This is a genomic window from Acidiphilium sp. 20-67-58, assembly GCF_002255515.1.
Classification (GTDB): domain Bacteria; phylum Pseudomonadota; class Alphaproteobacteria; order Acetobacterales; family Acetobacteraceae; genus Acidiphilium.
Window position 1 is genome coordinate 1 of record NZ_NCAS01000102.1, and the last position, 1,243, is coordinate 1,243.

Here is a 1,243-nt window from a genome sequence, read left to right on the forward strand (position 1 = left end):
GAATAATCCCGTAGCCAGGCGAAACGGGAGCGGCGCAGCTCGGGATCAACCGTCAGCAGTTCGGTCAGAGCGGCTCGCTCCGCATCGGACATCCCGGTTGCCAGCGCTTCGAATGTTTTCTTGCGAGCTTGGGCACGGGCGGCCAATCCAATCCGCTCAAGCACCATCGCCGGGGGAAGCACGACGCCGATCGTCCTCAGATGCGCAAGGATCGCCAGGATGATGGGTTCTCCCCGATCAGTAGCCCATGCCACATCACAGCCGATGCGGAGCGAACTGCGCCAATCGTTCAGCCCGAAGCTGCGCAGGCCCAGGTATTTCTGTAGTTCCACGGCATGCCCACGGCGTGTCTGGTCCCTGTCTGCATAATCAGCAAAAATGGCTGCTGGCACACCAATTTGATGGGCTACAAAGGCGATCATGGCCGCTGGTGGCTGGGTGGTAGGCCCCAAGCCAAACCCCGGATATCGAAGAAGGCATAGCTGGACCGCGCAGCCGAGCCGATTAACCGAACGCCGCTTCGTGCGGATGAGCGCGAGGTCATCCATACCGAGGGTGAAATGACGGACCATCTCGGAGAGATCCGTTGGGATCGAGAACAGGCGGATTCGCTGCTCTGAGGATAGCAGGGTGCGGGTAGACATCTTGGCGTCCCGTCAATGATGGCACGCCGTTCATAAACTGCTTGCCTTTTAAAGCAATTCTGCAACAGGATATTGAAAGGAAAATTCCGAGGAATTGCCGTGACCGTGAAAACCGTTCGCAAACGACCGTTTGTGAAATCAACCAAGCCAGCAAGTGTCGGTGTATTGCTTGGCTATGCCCGTGTGTCCAAGGGTGACGAGCAGAACAACGCTCTGCAAACAAAGGCGCTCAAGGTTGCCGGTTGCCGGCGTTTGTTTGAGGAGACAGCGTCTGGAGGACGGTGGGATCGACCCGAGCTGCATCGACTGCTTGATCATCTGCGGGAGGGGGATACCGTCGTTGTCTGGAAGCTCGACCGGCTGTCACGCTCACTGAAGGACGTGCTGCACATCATGGAGCGCATCGCGGAGGCCGGGGCAGGCTTCCGGTCGCTAACCGAGAACATCGACACCACGACGCCGGCTGGCCGAATGATGATGCAGATGGTCGGCAGCTTCGCCGAGTTCGAGCGTGCCATGATCCGGGAACGGACCTCCGCCGGCCTTGCAGCCGCCCGCGCCGAAGGTCGCATCGGTGGGCGTCGCAAGAAGCTCGATGC

At 59.6% G+C, this 1,243-nt stretch carries 2 protein-coding genes; one reads left to right on the forward strand and one right to left on the reverse strand.

Annotation, left to right across the window (positions count from 1 at the left end; translation table 11 throughout):
- A partial coding sequence (locus B7Z76_RS16140; protein WP_291345284.1) for a DUF4158 domain-containing protein occupies positions 1 to 644 on the reverse strand: 644 nt, incomplete at its 3' end.
- A gap of 99 nt (positions 645 to 743) precedes the next feature.
- Here B7Z76_RS16140 and B7Z76_RS16145 point away from each other — a divergent pair.
- A partial coding sequence (locus B7Z76_RS16145) for a recombinase family protein (protein ID WP_291345285.1) occupies positions 744 to 1,243 on the forward strand: 500 nt, incomplete at its 3' end.